This is a genomic window from Nonomuraea sp. NPDC051298 (assembly GCF_055586305.1).
This window is the reverse complement of record NZ_JBVJIM010000029.1, coordinates 20756-37383: the sequence shown is the minus strand read 5'-3', so window position 1 is coordinate 37383 and position 16628 is coordinate 20756. Positions and strand designations below refer to the sequence as shown.

The 16628-nt window shown below is 68.3% G+C and carries 12 protein-coding genes; 4 read left to right on the top strand and 8 right to left on the bottom strand.

The features are described from left to right. Positions 1 to 95: 95 nt before the first annotated feature. From ACZ6S0_RS45285 to ACZ6S0_RS45255, 7 genes are all read right to left on the bottom strand, one after another. On the bottom strand, positions 96 to 2066 hold the full coding sequence (locus tag ACZ6S0_RS45285) for an MFS transporter (protein ID WP_465925867.1): 1971 nt from the start codon (positions 2064 to 2066) through the stop codon (positions 96 to 98). A gap of 286 nt (positions 2067 to 2352) precedes the next feature. Then, positions 2353 to 3324, bottom strand: a complete 972-nt coding sequence (locus tag ACZ6S0_RS45280) for a hydroxymethylbilane synthase (protein WP_465925865.1) — start codon at positions 3322 to 3324, stop codon at positions 2353 to 2355. After that, a complete protein-coding gene (locus tag ACZ6S0_RS45275) occupies positions 3321 to 4406 on the bottom strand; it encodes an MBL fold metallo-hydrolase (RefSeq protein WP_465925863.1) in 1086 nt (361 codons plus the stop codon). The genes ACZ6S0_RS45280 and ACZ6S0_RS45275 overlap by 4 nt, the downstream gene beginning before the upstream one ends. Further along, entirely contained in the window at positions 4399 to 5073 is a 675-nt protein-coding gene (locus ACZ6S0_RS45270) for a class I SAM-dependent methyltransferase (RefSeq protein WP_465925861.1), read from the bottom strand. Before ACZ6S0_RS45270 ends, ACZ6S0_RS45275 begins: the two co-directional genes overlap by 8 nt. Continuing rightward, positions 5070 to 5858 (bottom strand): DMT family transporter, encoded by a 789-nt coding sequence (locus tag ACZ6S0_RS45265; protein ID WP_465925859.1) that lies wholly within the window; start codon positions 5856 to 5858, stop codon positions 5070 to 5072. Before ACZ6S0_RS45265 ends, ACZ6S0_RS45270 begins: the two co-directional genes overlap by 4 nt. After that, positions 5858 to 6550 (bottom strand): hypothetical protein, encoded by a 693-nt coding sequence (locus tag ACZ6S0_RS45260; RefSeq protein WP_465925857.1) that lies wholly within the window; start codon positions 6548 to 6550, stop codon positions 5858 to 5860. Before ACZ6S0_RS45260 ends, ACZ6S0_RS45265 begins: the two co-directional genes overlap by 1 nt. Continuing rightward, on the bottom strand, positions 6547 to 8058 hold the full coding sequence (locus ACZ6S0_RS45255; protein ID WP_465925855.1) for an MFS transporter: 1512 nt from the start codon (positions 8056 to 8058) through the stop codon (positions 6547 to 6549). Before ACZ6S0_RS45255 ends, ACZ6S0_RS45260 begins: the two co-directional genes overlap by 4 nt. A gap of 1150 nt (positions 8059 to 9208) precedes the next feature. Here ACZ6S0_RS45255 and ACZ6S0_RS45250 point away from each other — a divergent pair. The 3 genes from ACZ6S0_RS45250 to ACZ6S0_RS45240 all read left to right on the top strand — a co-directional run bounded on the left by ACZ6S0_RS45250 (position 9209) and on the right by ACZ6S0_RS45240 (position 12493). Continuing rightward, complete coding sequence (locus ACZ6S0_RS45250) at positions 9209 to 9766, top strand: hypothetical protein (protein ID WP_465925853.1); 558 nt, start codon at positions 9209 to 9211, stop codon at positions 9764 to 9766. Between the two features lie 751 nt (positions 9767 to 10517). Next, positions 10518 to 10742 (top strand): hypothetical protein, encoded by a 225-nt coding sequence (locus tag ACZ6S0_RS45245; protein WP_465925851.1) that lies wholly within the window; start codon positions 10518 to 10520, stop codon positions 10740 to 10742. A 377-nt stretch (positions 10743 to 11119) separates the two neighbouring features. After that, on the top strand, positions 11120 to 12493 hold the full coding sequence (locus ACZ6S0_RS45240; protein WP_465925849.1) for a hypothetical protein: 1374 nt from the start codon (positions 11120 to 11122) through the stop codon (positions 12491 to 12493). A gap of 133 nt (positions 12494 to 12626) precedes the next feature. Here ACZ6S0_RS45240 and ACZ6S0_RS45235 read toward each other — a convergent pair whose 3' ends face one another. Next, the gene (locus tag ACZ6S0_RS45235) at positions 12627 to 12905 is read right to left on the bottom strand and encodes a hypothetical protein (protein ID WP_465925847.1); all 279 of its coding nucleotides are present in this window, start codon (positions 12903 to 12905) and stop codon (positions 12627 to 12629) included. Between the two features lie 2073 nt (positions 12906 to 14978). Between ACZ6S0_RS45235 and ACZ6S0_RS45230 the strand changes: the two genes are divergently transcribed. Next, complete coding sequence (locus tag ACZ6S0_RS45230; protein ID WP_465925846.1) at positions 14979 to 16616, top strand: hypothetical protein; 1638 nt, start codon at positions 14979 to 14981, stop codon at positions 16614 to 16616. The last annotated feature ends 12 nt before the right edge of the window (positions 16617 to 16628 follow it).

Below are 16628 nucleotides of genomic sequence, written 5' to 3'. Positions count from 1 at the left end.
GGCCCAGGGCAGGGCCGAGGGGGTGAGGGCGGCGATGGTCGGGGCGGTGATCTCGATGGTGATCAGCACGGGGTTTCCTTCCTGAGCGTGCGGAGTCAGCGGGCCGGGGCGGCGCCGGGCGGGGCGGTGCGGTGGATGCGCTGGTGGATGGGGCGGCGGGGCGCGGTGAGGGCGGGCGCGGAGTGCAGGATGGTCGCCTCCAGCGGGTCCAAATCGGGGTGGCATGAGCAGCTCCGGGCAACAGCCCCGGTGGCGACCGCCGGCCAGACGGCCGCCCCTGGCAAGGGGGCAGCGGACTTGGGGTGATCGGGTGCCGCCTCCTGCATCCAGGTCGCGGTGGCCTGAGCGGCTTGGACGAGCGCTGTGTGCAGGTGCGCGAGGACCTCGTAGGGCAAGGGCGAGGCCACGGGTGGTGGCGTGTTCGGCGGGCGCCCCACTGTCGGGCGGTCGACGGGCGGGCCGTCGACGGGCGGGCGGTCGGCTGTGGGAATGGGCGGAGTGGCGGGCCTGGTGGCGGGCGGGGTGGCGGGCGGGCGGGCTCGGGTGGAGCGGGGCTTGACCTGCTGGCCGGCTTGGGGTCGGGTGGCGGCGCGGACGAGAGGCCGGACCGCGGCCAGCAGGCCGCACAGCCCGGCCGCGGCCAGGCAGGCGGCCAGGACCGACAGGGGTCCTGCCGCCGGGCCGGATAGGAAGGGGTGCTGCAGCAGCACACCCGCAGCCGCAACTCCCAGCGCTCCCCCGCCCTGGCGGGCGGTCATGCTGGCCGCGCTGGCCACGGCTGCCTGCCCGGCCGGCCGGGTCTGGCTTCCGACGGCCGCGGTGATCGTCGACAGCACGCCGAGCCCCAGGCCGAGTCCCGCTAGCGCGACCAGCGCCAGCGCGCTGCCCGGCTGGGCGCGCATCAGCCAGGCCAGGGTCATGCCCGCGGCGACGACGAGGCACGCGCCGGTGTAGGCGACCGCGGCCGATCCCCACCGCTGACCGGCCGCCCCGGCCAGCGGACCGGCTAGCATGACCGCCGCCGACATGGGGCACAGCAGGAGCGTGGCCCACCAGGCGTCGTAGCCGATGGCGGCCAGGTAGGCGGGGGCGACTGCCAGGATCGGGTAGGCGGTCAGGCCGTAGAGGATCGACATCAGCCAGCCCCACCGCCAGCGGCTGTGCCGCCACAGAGCGAGCGGCACGGCCGGGCGCGGGTGAGTGCGCGAGCGCCACAGCACCGCCGCCAGAGCGGCCAGACCGAGCAGGGCGGCGGCGAGGATGCGCCGGGAGGTCCATCCCCAGGTGGTGCCTTGACAGATGACCAGTACCAGGGCCCCGATGCCGACGACCAGCAGCAGCGCGCCCAGCAGATCCGGCAGCCGGCCGGTGCCCGGCTGATCGCCCGGCAGTGAGGGCAGCAGGCAGACCAGGGCGGCCGACAACATCAGCCCGGGCAGGAACAGGGCCCGCCAGCCGAGCGCGGCGACCAGCGCGCCGCCACCGGCGTGCATCACGACGGTGCCTGCGGCGCCCGCGCCGCTCCACCAGCCGATGGCCAGCCGCTGCCGGTGCTGGGGCAGGTACGCGATGAGCAATCCCAGCGAGGCGGGAACCATCAGCGCGGCACCGCCTGCCTGCCCGGCGCGCCCGGCCAGCAGGATCAGCCAGGTGGGGGCCGCCATCATCGCCGCCGTCGAGGTCGCGAAGATCACCAATCCGGCGCCGAGGACCAGCCGGTGGCCGAGCCGGGCGGCCAGATGCCCGCCGACGCCGAGCAGGGCCGCGAAGACGATCAGGAAGGCGGTGGCCATCCAGCTCCAGCCGTCCACTCCCAGTCTGCGCGCCAGCGCATCCGGCATCAGGTCCTCGCCCGGGGCGGCCCGGGCTGAGGTGTCGGGCATGACGCTGATGCACAGCGTGGCGGCGACGATGTCGGCCAGCACCAGGAAGTTCACGATCGAGCAGATGCCCACGAGCAGCACGCTTGAGGTGCCGGCCCGCTGGGGCGAGGAGTGCCGGGCAGGGCTTGTCAGGCTCGTGGACGCAGCGGCGGTCCTGGTGGCGGGCGCAGGGGCGAGGGTCACCACAACTCCCGGGGTGAGCGGCGGCAGTGGGCATCAGGGTGGGATCGGCCGGGCAACAGGCCGAAGGGCAGGGCGCGAGCAGTGCTGGCGGCGAGGGCGGTTCGCCCGGCCGGGGCCTGATGATGGGGCGTATTCCGGCGCGGCAGGTGTGCGGGAGCGGTGATGGCGGGTGTCGACCCGGCGACGGTGAGAAGGGTGTGACACCCGCGGCTGCGGTTGGGGGCACCCGCGGGATAGGGGTGCGGGGTCGTTCGGGCGGGCGGTCGCAGCGGGGTAAGGAGGATGCTCACGGCCTGTCCCCCGTGCCGTGCGCCGCGCGTGCGGGCCAGGACGCGGTTGCCGCGTTCAGGTCGGCCCCCAGCAGGCCGCCCAGGTCGGCCGCGTGCGCGGAGGTGCACGTGCCGAAGGTGCGGGCCAGGTGCCGGCCATCCGGCGACAGCACTGCGGCGGTCAGGCTGACCAGGTGGCCGTCGTCGGCGGCATACCCGCCCACCACAAGGCGATCCCCGCCGTCCACGGCCGCCAGGACGGCGCGTTCTGCGGTGACGGCGTGCCAGGTGCGGCGATCGTGCAGAATGCCCACGGTGTCGATGACGTCGTGCCGCTCCGCCAAGCATTCCAACGCCAGCGCGCCCTGAGCGGGATCAGGCAGCATGTGCTCGATCCCGATGACGTGGGCGGTCTGCGCCTCACGGTAGGTCAGGTCGCTCCGGGCGCACACGACGGCGGCCAGGTGCCCGTCGGCGAGCATGTCCAGGCAGGTGCGCGCGTCGGCGTCGATCAGGTGGTAGCTCAGGTCGGCCCGCAATCTGCGGAGCATAGCCAGACGGCGAGCCGATGCGGTGCCCACCTGGGCGCCCTGCGGGAGCTGCTCGAAGGGCAGGTCGGCGATCAGGACGTCGCGGGGGTCTTCACGAGCCGGGGTGGCCGCGACCACGAGTCGCGGATCGGGGAGGCTGGGCAGCTCCGGGTAGAGATGCACCGCGCAGTCGATCTCCCCGGCCAGCACCTGGGCGCGCAGGTGGCTGACGACCTGCTGCCGGGCGCCGCCGCCGGTGGTGGCGCCCTCAACGGCTGGCCCCGTCTCGTATGGACCTGTGTCGGCTGGTCCCGTGTCGGCTGGCGCTGTGTCGGCTGGCACGGGCTGGACGTCGCGTCCGGTCAGTTGCCTCAGCTCGTTCGCCAGGTCGGCGAGCGGCAGGTGCGCGGCACCGCCCAGCCGCAGCCTGGTGGAATGGCCCGGGAATCCGTCGATCACGATGTCATCTCCTGCTGCTGGTGACCGGGCTCGCTCCGCACGGCGCCGCCGTCGGCTGGCCGTGGGTGAGGCTGGACGCGCCCGCCGCGGTCGACGGGCCGGGGTGTGGGCCTGCGCGGGTGGCGGGTGGTGAGGGTGCGGGTCTCGCCGATGGCCATCGCCCACAGGTGATCCGCTGGTCGGCCGGCCGCGCGCCAGGCGTGGCTGCTGAGCGTTCGCGGCTCCAGCACGGGCTCGTCGGACAACACGAAGCTCCCCCAGTGCATGAGGGCCATCCGTGCGGCCCCGAGATCGGCGCAGGCACGGATCGCTTGCGCCGGGTCGACGTGCGCCGAGTACTGGAAGAAGCGCGGGCCATAGCCGCCGACGGGCATGAGCGCCACATCGATCCCGGGATAGCGGCCGCCGATCTCGGTGAAGTGCCGCGCGTAGGCGGTGTCACCGGCGTGGTAGACGCGGTGGCTGGAGGTCGTGATGAGCCAACTGGCCCACAAGGTGCGGTAGAGGCCCCACGGCGTGCGGCCCGACCAGTGGGCGGCGGGCAGGCAGGAGACGGTCAGTTCCCCGCGCGGGCCGAGTGACTCGTCCTGCCACCAGTCCAGCTCTCGCACATCGCGAAAGCCCCGGCGGCGAAACCCGCGCCCGAGCTTGGCCGGCACGACCACCGTGATGTCCCGGTCCAGGCGCGTCACGGTCGGCCAATCGAGGTGGTCGACATGATCATGGCTCACCAGCACGGCGTCGATCGGCGGGAGTTCGGTGACCTCCAGCCCTGGTGGGGTGAGCCGGGGCCGCACCCCCGCAATCCGGTCCGACAGGACGGGGTCAAGGAGAATCGCCGACGAGGCGGTGCGCAGCAGCCATGAGGCATGCCCGAGCCAGGTCAGCGCCGTCTCGCCAGGACCGACCGGGCCCAGATCGGCGCGCTGGACAGCGAGCAGGTGCCGCTCGGACAGATCGGCGCGGGTCCATCCTCCGTGCAGGGCGATGCGGATCAGATCAGCCGGGCCGGGCAGCCGGTGCACGCGCCGGGAACGGAACGTGCAGGGCCACAGGCGCGTCCCGCGCTCGCGCTCACCCACGGCCAGGCCTTCGGCAGGCCAGAACCACGGCCGGAGGCAGGTTCCGCCAGACCGGTCCGCACACCTCAACGTGACCGAACGCGGCTCGCAGTCGGTGGCGGAAGGCCCGGCAGGAGCGGGTGGGCCACGCGGTCATGGTGGTGATCGCGCTCAGCACGCCGTCACCGGCCAGCACGCCCGAGATCTCGTCCATGATGTGCTGCTGGCGCCTGGCAGGCAGCAGCGTCCAGGGCAGAGCACTGACGACCACGTCGACCTGCTGAACGCCTGCCTGTTGCAACAGGCGGGTCAGATCGGCGGCATCGCCGGACAGGACCTGCAACCACGGCCGGCTGCGGGTCAGATGCCGCACCAGATCGCCGTTGATCTCCACGGCTAGTTGGCGGCCCCGGGCCGGTAACCGGGCGGCGATCGCGTCGGTGATGACACCGGTGCCGGGGCCGAGCTCCACGACGGTGGGTGCGCTCTCGGCCGGGACCACGGCGGCGGCCAGGTCAGCCAGCGCGCGAGAACTGGGCGCGATCGTGCCGATTTGGCGGGGATGCCGCCAGATCGCACCCGCGAACGTGCGGGTGTCGGATCGGTGGGAGGTACCGCGCTGCGGGGTGGCCAGGCGGGGTAGCCAGGCACCGTCGTAGGCGATCGGCAGGCGGGAGCGACGACTCATGAGGATCCTTCGTGCATGCGCAAGACGAGGGAGAAGGGCACGGCCGAAGTCGTGGTCGGGGCCGTGGTCGTGGTCGTGGTCGGGGGGTGAGGGGCACCTGCCGTGACGGCCGCAACGGGTGCGCTGCCTGGGAGGGAAGCCGCCCGGGGAGTCTCGGCCGGGCTGGATCGGTGGGGCTCAGGAGGCACCGCGGCATGTCTGCCGCGGCGGACGTGCTCGCCGTGCCGCACGCCGTCCTCGCCGTGGTGCGCGAGCGCGGGCCGGTGGCGCGCCAGGCGTGGCGCGCTGTTGTCCACGCGGGCCGCTACCCGGCCGGCGGGGCCATGCGGGAGCCTCAGCACGGTCGTGAGATCGGACAACGCCACGACGAGGCCGCCCACGACGTGGGGTCGCACCACCACCGCTGCTGACCCGGGTGGGGGCGTCGGTGTGGACGCAGCGGTGGTGGTGCGAGTCTGGGGAGCGATCTGCAACAGGACCACCCCGGCGATGATCAAGGTGATCGCGACTACCTTGGCGGGGCTAGTCGACTCGTCGAAGAGCGACGTGCCAATCAGGGCGATCGCCGCGGTGCCGACGCCGGACCAGATCGCGTAGGCGACGCCAACCTCCAGGTGCAGGCGCAACGCCGCTGCCATGAGCAGATAGGAGGCGACCACCCCAGCCAGGGCAAGCGTCGTGAGCGTCAGCGGCCCGCCAGTTGAGCCGCTGTGGGAGGCGGCTTTCAGCGCGGTGCTGGCACCGATTTCGATGACGATCGCCAGGGTCAGGAGCAGCCACGCCATCACAACGCCTCCGGATCGGCCAGTGGCCAGGCGGCGACCTGATCGGTGAAGCGCTCACTGGCGCGTTGCAGCAGGTGAGCGCTGATCGGGGCGCTCACCTCCCAGTGCCGCACCAACTCGCGCACGCAGACGACGGCATCGTCGACAACGCGGCCGTGCACGGTGGACAGGTGCACCACGTGCCGCTCCAGCTCCTGGGAGCGCAGCAAAAGGCGGCGCGCCGTCAACTCGTTCGCACTTCGGTCCAGCCCTTGCAGCTCCGACAGCCGCATCGCCCAACGGTGGAAGCGGCGGCCGACATCGGCACCGGCCGCCGTGCTGGCCTCGGCCACACTGGCCTGCGGGTGGTCTCGGTGATGACGCCGGATGGCGGTCAGCACCTCGCTGACCGTCCAGCTCACCTCCTGCATCGCCTGACAGGCCGCGTGCAGGGTCTGCACCCGGTGAGCCAGCCCGACCAGACTCCACGACGTCCCCACCAGCAGGTGTCCCGGCTTGCGCGCCACGGGCCAGCCCACCAGCCGCAATTCACGGAGCATGCGGTGCTCGGCAACCCAGCGCCGCCGCGCATCCAAGCCCTCCCCCGGTACGACACGCACCTGTCCGCCGGCCAGCAGGACTCGAGGACGAGCCTGCGGCGCAACGCGGACGCAGATGCGGGCGACGACCTGGGCGACATCGGCTCTGTTCATGGCCTCTCCGGCGGTGCGTCGAGAACGTTCTGGTGCCGGGCGTGATGGTGGGCCAGCGCGATGCTGGCGTCGTCGTGCATCCGAGCCACCTGTGCCCGCACCTCGGCAAGCAGCCGCCGTAGCACGACAACCTCCTGCTCGGCCGCGACGGGCGACACGATCACGACGTGGGCCGTCAACTCATGAGGGCGGCCGCCGCCTCTGAGGATGGTCATGGCACGGGTCAGCACCACGGCGGCAACCACGGCTGCCAGCCCCAGGCAACCGGTCAACACACCTGCGGCGCCCACCTCCTGGCCGCTCGGCATGGCCGCCTCGGCCACAACCGATGCCCCGCCGATGGCGAGCATCGCGCCGAACACCCGCGCGGCGAGCACACCGGTCGATGAGCATGCAGCGGATGGACCTGCGTGCGGCACTCCTTCGGGCGGCCACGACACCACCAGCACACTCCCCAGCCCGGCCCCCACCAGGGCGGCAGCCAGGCCACTCCATCCGGCAAGGTCCTCCTGCGCGATCAGGAGCACCAGACAGCCCGCGCCTGTGGTGGCGACCGTGCCGTACAACAGCACGGTCTGCCCGTACCGCCGCTCCACCCGGCAGGCCGCGACGCCCGCTGCCACGACTCCCAGCCACAGCGGGATCCACCAGCCGTTCGAGAGCAAGCCTCCGGAGGACGCAGAGAACGTGAAGAACGCCGGAGTGTGAATGGGGGCCATGATCAGCCAGAGCGCGCCGAGCAGGCACACAGTCTGTCCGCCCCACTCAGCCCAAACGCGCCGCCCACTCCCCCACCCGGCCGTACGTACAGTGCGACTTCCCTTCACGATGCTGAGCACGATCAGGGCCGCACTTGCCGTGGCAAAGACCAGCGCGTGGGGGGAGGTCCACCCCCACCATCCAGCGCTACATAACGCAGCAGCCGCGCCGCCCGCCGCTCCGGCCCGCAGCAGGGCCACGAGAGCATCGGAACCCGGCGCAAGCGCACTCCGGAAGCCGGAAGGCAGGAGGAGCAGCCCGAGCGGAGTCAAGGCCACCACAGAAGTCAACAGAGCAGCCGGCCGCCACCCAAGACCGCCCAGCAGCGCGCCCACCGCAAGCGGGGACGCAAGGGCACCCGAGGCAGCCCCACACAGCCACCACACCACCGGCCGACGATCCGGCCGAGGCATCTCCCGCTGCATGAGCGTCAGGCCTGCAACCAGCATGAACGCCGTGCCTGCACCCTGGAGGAAGCGCCCCACCAGCAGCGGCGACCACACAGGAGCGACAGCCACAACCAGCGCGCCCACGCCGCACATAAGCGTGCCCAGGGCAAGCGTGCGTCGGTGGCCCAAGGCGGCTTCCAATGAGGCCGCCCTGCCCAGCATGGCTCCCAGAGCCATCACATAGGCGGCGCTCGCTCCGACCAGCTCCCCTGATGCGAGGCCCTTGCTGATCGGGTCGGCTTGCAGAGCAGCAAGAAGCACGGGCAGTGCACTGGTCTCGGCGGCGGCCAAGCCCGCCACGACAACAACGATCGCTGGTGTGCGGCAGCCTCCGCCGAGAGCGCGAGCACGGTGGCGAGGAGCCTTGACGTGATCCCCGTGTCTCGCCGGCAGGGTGGATCGCTGCGTCAGAAGCCGGGACGCCCACATCATCGCAACGCCCCCACTGACCGCGACGGTCCGAGGGTGAGGCAGCCATCATGGTCCGGCCGGTGTGCGACAGCTCTTGACTGACTGTTGTCAGATCGACCGCGGGCGGCCGCCGGCTTGAATGCGCATTCCGGCCACTCATCAAGGCGATACCCGCCCGGTTGAGACTGTGCGGGGCGGCCGGCAGCGTGCTCGTGCGGACCTCGAGAGAGCCAGCGGGCTTTGCAAACACTGGTGACTCGATGAAGGGCGTGCCCTGCCTCGCACGTCGCTGTTGGCCAGCGCACGACGCGAACGGGTGACGGACGAGCGACGATCTGCTCCACCGGTCTTCCTTCCAGATGGCCCCCAAAGGGGACGCCTCGACGGGCACGTGGCAGCAAACTGGATGCACCCCCGGCTGACTTGACTGATAGTCAGGATCATTGTCAGGGCTGCGCGTGAGAGTGTAGACAGGGCTAATTACGCAAGCGAGTCAGATTTTCTGACGGGAGATTGATTGTGGCTGATTCGTTATCTTTGGCCCACGGCTTTGCTTGGGAATCCGGACCGGAACCGACTACGCACCCTGCGCCGGAGACGGCGGACGCCAACTCGTGCGCGCTGCATGTCTGCTGGCTGCGGCCTCGCGGCGGCATTGTCGCCAGGACCGTCAGACGGCGCGTCCTGGACGACTCGGCTCGTCCCCATCGACTGAAATCCGAAAGCGCTCGAGATGCTCGCGTCGATGCTCCCGGTGCCCAGGCCACTACCCAGCGCTCGGGACTTGCGCCTCTTCTGGCTTCGCACGACATCGACACACTCAGCGGCTCGACATCAGCTACACCGCTGGCCACCTGCGACAACAGAAGGCTGACGGGGGTGCCCGCACAGCTCGGACACAGCAGGAAGGGGATGCCAGTGCGCCCCGTGGTCGATTTCAATGAACAGCAAGTTGCGACACACCCATACCGCGCGGCTCCTCGCAAACTGTTTGTTCGTGCGCTACGGTCTCGATCATCAGTGATGGGAGGGGTTAGCGATGGCGCAGCTTCACAAGGGGAAGCGGGACACTTCAACCTTTGCGGTGCCGCTGGAGCTGAAGGAGCGCATAGAGGCCGCTGGAAAACGCCACGGCTACAAGCAGCCTGGCGTCTACCTGGCCGACCTCGTCAGTGCCCTGCACCCGGACCAACGCCAGCAGTCAGAGCGCGCTGGATCGATACGTTCGGCGATTTCGATGCTGCTGGCCTCGGCACGAGTGCCAGCATCGACGGGGAAGCACGTGTTCGGTCTTCGTACCCCGCTTGGTGTGAAGCCTCGCATCAAGACCACGTACAGCACCTACGGCTTCACAGATATGACTGCCTACCTTGTGGCCTTGATGAGCGCCTTGCACCCTGCGGAGCCAGGAGCGGATCACGACACCACACGCGACGCTCCCGCGGTGACGCCCGATGCCGCTCACTCACTGGTGACCAACTTGTTGCACGGCGGTGTCAACGCTCCGCTTCCGAACGCAGACCGGCGAACCGGATACGAGCAGCAAGTGTTCCTGGACCTGTACGACCTCGACCGTCCCCGACAGACTGCGGCCTAGAACCACGGGCTATCCGGCAACAGGAGGCACACGGACGCCAACGTAAGCCGCGCCCCTACCGGCGCACCAGCACAAATGCAGAGAGCCCCCGCGCTAAATGGCCTGGTAAACCGTGCGCGAGAGCTCTCTCTACAAAAATCAGACATCCGGCCCGGCGCGTATCGGCTTCGGCTTTTGCGTGCCTGGCCGGTGTCCAGAAGTCCCGGAGACCAAGATAGACGAGGATCCCCGGGTCAGCCAAGTCGTGCGCGCAATTGGCGTGTTCGGCGTGTCGCGACCCATGATGATCATTTCCACTCACGAGCGTCGTAAACCGGACACGTCGTGGAGCGGAAGGGCACCGGACGCTGGCGCTTCAAGGATGCACCAGCGCTACGTGGGAAGCCTGCGCCCTGGTCGAGCCTTCCTGAATGAAACAGTGCGCTGCCGCGGTGCGCGCTCAGGCGCGATGCCTCTTGCCAGGTATTCCCCGCCGTCGCCAGAACTAGCGTCCGCTGAGCCGCTGGCGACTGCCTGCAACCACCGGCCGCGATGCCTTCATGCTGTGTCCCGGTCGTCATCACATCAAGCTCATCGGCGCCGGCCGGCGCCGATGCCGTGCCTGACCTCGGCATCGGAGGCGCCTGTGACCTGACCCGTCCAGCCCGCACGCCTGGGCCCACCCCACACAACCCATAGCGCGCTCAGCAGCTGCTAGCACACGCACCGCCAGCAGCTTTGTTTAGAGCACCCACAAACGCACGGAGCACCCATGAGCAGCCATGCGCTGTATTTCGTGTACCGGAAAACCGGACACACCATCGTGGCAACCGCTGATCTCGATCAGACCGGCTGCGCGGTGAGGGGTGCGCTCCCGCACGGGCAGAGACGGCATCCCTCGGATGGCTGGTTGGTCGCGCTGTCCGCTTCAGCTCATCGGCGCCGGCCGGCGCCGATGCCGTGCCTGACCTCGGCATCGGAGGCGCCTGCGACCTGACCCCTCCAGCCCGCACGCCTGGGCCCACCCCACACAACCCATAGCGCGCTCAGCAGCTGCTAGCCCAGACACCGCCAGCAGCTCTGTTTAGAGCACCCACAAACGCACGGAGCACCCATGAGCAGCCATGCGCTGTATTTCGTGTACCCAAAAATCAGGCATACCAGTCCATCGTGGCCTTGTCCGCCGCGACATCTGCCGGTTACAGCCGTAGTCGTCGCCGGCCGTCGCCGATGTCCACAGCCCGAAGGGCGGAGCCACGAGCTCACCTTGGGGTACCTTCACTCGTGGGTTGGCATACCCGATTTGGGGTGCCCCGACCCCCTCGTGGCGCAGAGTCTGAACTACGAGGTTGGCGTTTTCATCGCGAGGGCGTCATGACCCTGTCCCGCGTCCCGCTGGAGAAGTTGCCCACCGGCACCGTCAAGATCCCACTCGCTCTACCTCGTGGCGGGGCATGGCCCATCGTGGCCCAGATCGCCGCGCTGTCGCAGCGATCCACTGGCTGCACCGCTTCCATTGCCTACCTCGTTGACCAAAGCGGCATGTCCGCCTCGACCGTCTACGCAGCGTTGGCCGCCGCCGGTCGCTGGATCGTCACCAGGGGGCGAACTCGTTGGCTAGCGCCGCTCGCTCACGATGCAACCTGGGCACGGATCTCCTACCGCGCCGCTGCGGCCGTCGGTTGTCACCAGGTGAACGGGATATGGAAGGCGCGACGTAATCGGTCCCTGTTGCTGCAGGCGTACTGCTTCCTGCGCCGCGATGAGGACACCGGCCAGCTGAGAAGCCATGCGCAGCTCGCCCAAGCCATGCAGTTGTCCATCAGCGCCACCAAGAACCTGCTGGGCACGCTCATCGCCGATGGATGGATCAGCGGTCGGCCAGAGGGCCGCCATGTCCGCTACGTCACCTACGACACCCCCCGCGAGCAGGACGCCGACGAAAACGGATCTAGCCTGCTGAGTGGAAATGATCAAGACGTCTCATCGGAAATGATCAAGACTGCTGACCGGATACAGAAACACGATGATCAAACACGAGGAGAGAAGCATGACGGTTCTCCTCTCGCCGCAGGCGAAGTACAGGACCGTAGCGACGCGCCGAGCGACAACGCGCTAACGCGCGAGAGGCATATTCAGCCTGAGCCGGGCACAGCCCCACCCCAACCACCCCGGGCACTCGGCGCGCCCAGCGCAATGACAGCGCTTCCGACGGACTGGGTGGCCCGGATGAGCGAGCCCGAGCGCGAACGTGTTCTTACGGCGATAGAGCGTGAGATCACGACAGGCCGCACGGTGGCGCAGGTAGCAGCGCGCATTCGCCGCCGGCTGACGTACTGGAACGGTGTGCGACCGCGGCGCGCTGCTGCGGCCGCACTGACGGTGCTGGCACGGGGATATCGCTGTCCACGACCAGAATGCGAAGATCATCTGCTGCCTTCGGGACACGTCTGCGCCGCCTGCACGGAGATCGGCACAGAGATCAATGAACGGCGCCTGGCGGCCGCGCGCCATGCTGCCGTGAGTGATCCCCCACCGAAAGCCCTTGAACAGGCAACGCACGTGCCCGGCTCGACCACTGCCCTGCCGCCTCGCTGGAAGACGCCGGGACTCGCCTCCACTACCCGCGTTGACGCAGGCGGCCCGAACGGCCCAGCCGCCCAAGCTCGAGCACTGCTGAGAGCCACCAGTCCCCGGTTCGCCGACGCCGAGAAGCGCAAACGCCTGTCATCCGTGAGCAGCCGATGAACGTCCAGGAGGGCCCAGACAGCCCATCACATGGTGGTCTGGTCAGGCATTGGGCGCACCACGCTCCCGCCGGTCGGCACAGGCCGTGCCCGGATGAGTCCGACGCCGCAGCTCGTCGAACCCATCCGGGAGATCATGGCGGCGAGGGGAACACCTCGTCGATCAGGCGCACGGTCTGCTCGGTGTCGGCATGAAGGTCCAGGAGAGCATCGACGAGGGGGTTTCGCACCGTGACCGTAAACGTTTCGGTCGGGGTGTGGTCGGGGTCGACGGGCGCGCCGGGCTGCGTGTCACTGTCGAGGCCACCGGCGAGCCGGGCCCGGAAACCGGAAGAGGCTCGCGAGTCTGGGGGTGGCGCTGCGAGGTAATACGGCGGTTCAGTGGCTTCGCGCTGATTGAAGTACCCGGACACGGTGATGCCTCCTGTCTGAGATACCCACACCCAGATCCGAGATGGTTGGCGACCGCCCCGATGAAGTCCCGGATGAATGTGCAGAACCAACCTCGCGGACATGACCATCCGCGGCGCAGATCAGCATTGGAGCAGGACATGGGCAGGGATCACGTGCCCAACCTGGAGCGGGGGCGCACCGGCGACAGTACTCGGCAGGCCGACTCTCATCCGCGGTGTCGAATTGCAGCCGCACGCCTAGCTGACGAGGACGAGACCCCCTCCCTCCCTGCCACCTAGGCGTGCGGCTCACCGTCCCCGTGCTGATCCCCGTACGAAACAGGCAGCCGAACATTCTCGCCTGTCGACGACTCGCTCCCCTTCAGAGGCGAGGCCAGGGCATCGGGATCGTCACGTTGACGGCCGATATTTCCGTCGGAGGGAAGCACGCTCCCCTGACTCCACCAGGATGAGGCGCCAACCACCGCTGAGGATTGAACTGCTGGAGCGGCCGGTTGAGGACCGCACGCCAACAATCCAGCCTCTGTCAGATCTTCAGGGCCGAAGTCAGCGTACGGTCCTCACACTCGGGTGCCACGTGTGTCGCATCGCCTGCCCCTCCACAGAACCCCCGGAGGTGCCCGTAGCTGGTTGGGTCACGAGGGTCTGCCAAAGAAGGACGCATCCTTCGAAAAGGCAGGCGATTCGGCGAACTATCATTGACTATCTGTAAAGTGACGAGTCAGACAATAGATGCAGCAAGCCTTGCTGTCACGAGATGCAGCCGACCCCCCTGCGACCGATGCCAATCTGTTATCGAAGGACACGTGGGTCCGACCGTGGCCGGGCTGCCATGAGACTGGGATGTGGTCTCTAAACGAGCAGATCAGCGCCAGATCATCGTCATCAACTCGGAGGTGGATCCGGCAATGCATCCAGATGCGAGAGAAGATGCATCTCCACCCTCTGTGACTTAGCTTCAATCACGAGTGAATAACGACTTATCGGAACGTCGGCGCAACACAACACCTTCCACGCCTTGACTCCTATCATCAGCTCGAATATTGACGAACTGTCAAGCGGACAGTCAGATGGAGGGGTGATGCGTGAAGATCCACGTGATGCGAACCTGAACCCAGACTCACCCCAGTACCGCATCCGGGGACGGCACCGCGCCGGAGAATCGGCCCCACTCACTGACGGGAACAGACCGCCGCCGGCTGCGCGGGAGGTGCGGCAGGGACAAATAGCAGATCGCCTCAAGGATCATGGTCGGCTTCTCGCCACCACCGTCGTGGTCAGCGCAGCGGCGATTGGGGTATGGGCCGTACTCAACCCGGCAGGCCCCACCGCCAGCACGGCCGAAGGCGCCACTGGCGTCAGAATCTCACCCTCGCGATCGCCTCTGTTACAGGAACCAGTCATACCGCTGGCCTCCACAAGCACATCAACCTCGAACGCAACCACCACCCCTCCCCATCCCTCCCCCAGCGGAACAGATCCCGCCTCACCCCACCGGGCCGACCCCACGCCGAGCCGCCACCCCGCCAGACCGACAACCGTCCAGACACCCCCGACACAACAAGAACGCGCCCCCACCAAGACCCCGCAGCCTCGACCGTCACCGCCCGCTCCTATCCAGGCCGAGAGCCCTCATCAACTCGGGCGTAACCTCCCCCCACCCCCTCCCCCCCAGGCGTCCATTCCACCGACACTCGAACTCGGCGCCAGACGAACCGGGACACTGCAACTGCAGTGCCTCGTGGGCACCTGCGCAATCTCTTCCACCAGCACAGACGCTCGCGAGATATACACCAACGGCGACAACATCATCGTCGACTCCCCCACCATCACACCCGACTGCTCAACCCGTCCCCACCTGCAATCAGGCACGGTCACCATCTTCTGGACCGGCACCACCCACGGAGACGGCATCACCAGCAGCGGGACAACCGCTGGCCGCGGCACCCTCACCACTACCGTCACCTGGACCATAGCCAACCGCGAGGACCCTCATCTCGCAGTCCAGCCGGCCGGCGCAACCAACTGGCCCAGCTGCCCGCCCACGGGCACCAACGTACTGAGAGGTCCCGAGTGAAGCTCTTGAGCCGCCACCGTGTCATCCCGATCCTGATCGCCGCAGTGCTCGTGATCGCGTCCGCAACGGGAGTGGCCGTCGCGAATCAACCAGACGCCAAAGAAGCCGAACTCTCCTGCGCCGCGCTCTACGCAGCCAACACCAGCGAATACACGGACTGCCTCACCTACAAGATCGGCATGATCAACGGTGCCAACAGTGGCGAACCCACGGCCGCCACCGTAGCCCCCACACCCCGACCGCCCGTCCGCTTCTGCTCGAAAGACGGCCGCTACATCAACGAGAAGCTGAAGCAGCCCAAGACCTGCACCAAACCGATCACCTGCCTCACCGACGCCAGCACCGGCAAGTACCGATGCGCCGACCCCAACGGCACACCTATCAACCCTCCTGATCCCGTCTGCCAAACAGAACCCCAGAGCTACGCCTGCGACGTCGGCAGAGCTTCCCCGAAGCCATCCCCAGGAAGAACGAACGACACCACTCCTCCAGCAATGATCGGCGAGCCCACGTCGATCACCTCTCCACCAGCATCCGACTCCACCATCGCCATCGCAGACCTTCCCTCCTATGAACCCTCACCATCGCTCAGCGAGCTTGCCGAGACACAGAACCCCACTCCCCCACCGACCCCAGGCATCAGTGCCAGCCCAAGCCCCTCGGCCAGTCCCACCGCTACCTCTGCAGCCAACGCGAGTCAGGCTCCCAACGACGCCGTTACCCAGGCCATCCGCGAAGCCGAAGCGCGAAGCCTGAGCATCTGGCTCGACACCAACCTCATCCCCGCTTGGAAAGCCGGCCCACACCAACTCCGCACCGCCGCGCAGCGCCTGGCCAACTACACCAAGCTCTCCCCCCAGATCAAGGGCGTCAAAATCTCCTACGAACTTGGCACGCGCGGCGAGCTCACCACCGTCGACCAGGTCCTGCGCTTCGTCACAGAGACGAGCAACACCCTGCGTACGACGCTCCCGCCAGATCAGCAGATCGCCGCGGATGTGGCGATCCCTGAACTCGGATGCGGCAGCCACAAGGCATGCAGAACGACAATGCAGGACCGCTACCCCCTGCTCACACTGGGCACCAACAGCCACCCGGGAGTAGAGCAGTACATCCTCGCCGGAGCTATCGACGCAGTCTGGATCAGCCGTCTACCCGAGGCCGACGACGATTACGGAACTTGGGGCATCAGCGCCGCCCAGGCGTGGCGGAACCTCTGGAATCTGCTCGAAGACCGTGCTTGGGCGCGCAAGTCGCCTGGACTCTTCATCGGGGCCCGCGAACTCGGCCTCGCACATCACGGCGACCGATCGACCGTGACGGAGAGCGCCGCGAGGAAGGCTGTCGAAGATCTCGTCGGCGTACCACTGGAGAAGAGTGCGCAAGAGGTGACCCTGTGGACGTGGCGCCAAACCTTCAAAGATCAGAAGACCTCACAAGACCTGACCTGGCGACTAGCCGACGCCGGCCTGATGTCCAACGCCGTCTGGAACGCCCTGATGGCGAAGTCCGAATTGCGCTCCAAGTTGTCCATCGTCTACAACCCCGCCCAGCCAGGCCAGGAACGCGACATTCCGTCCGACATAAGGGTGATCGCATCCATCGCATCTGGAATTCATCTCTTTGCACCCTGACCAAGGAGCCTG

Bases quoted from the DNA above. Each gene is read 5' to 3' on its own strand.
- ACZ6S0_RS45270 (WP_465925861.1), bottom strand. From the start codon at position 5,073: ATGAGTCGTCGCTCCCGCCTGCCGATCGCCTACGACGGTGCCTGGCTA.
- ACZ6S0_RS45265 (WP_465925859.1), bottom strand. From the start codon at position 5,858: ATGGCGTGGCTGCTCCTGACCCTGGCGATCGTCATCGAAATCGGTGCC.
- ACZ6S0_RS45260 (WP_465925857.1), bottom strand. From the start codon at position 6,550: ATGAACAGAGCCGATGTCGCCCAGGTCGTCGCCCGCATCTGCGTCCGC.
- ACZ6S0_RS45250 (WP_465925853.1), top strand. From the start codon at position 9,209: ATGGCGCAGCTTCACAAGGGGAAGCGGGACACTTCAACCTTTGCGGTG.
- ACZ6S0_RS45245 (WP_465925851.1), top strand. From the start codon at position 10,518: ATGAGCAGCCATGCGCTGTATTTCGTGTACCGGAAAACCGGACACACC.
- ACZ6S0_RS45240 (WP_465925849.1), top strand. From the start codon at position 11,120: ATGACCCTGTCCCGCGTCCCGCTGGAGAAGTTGCCCACCGGCACCGTC.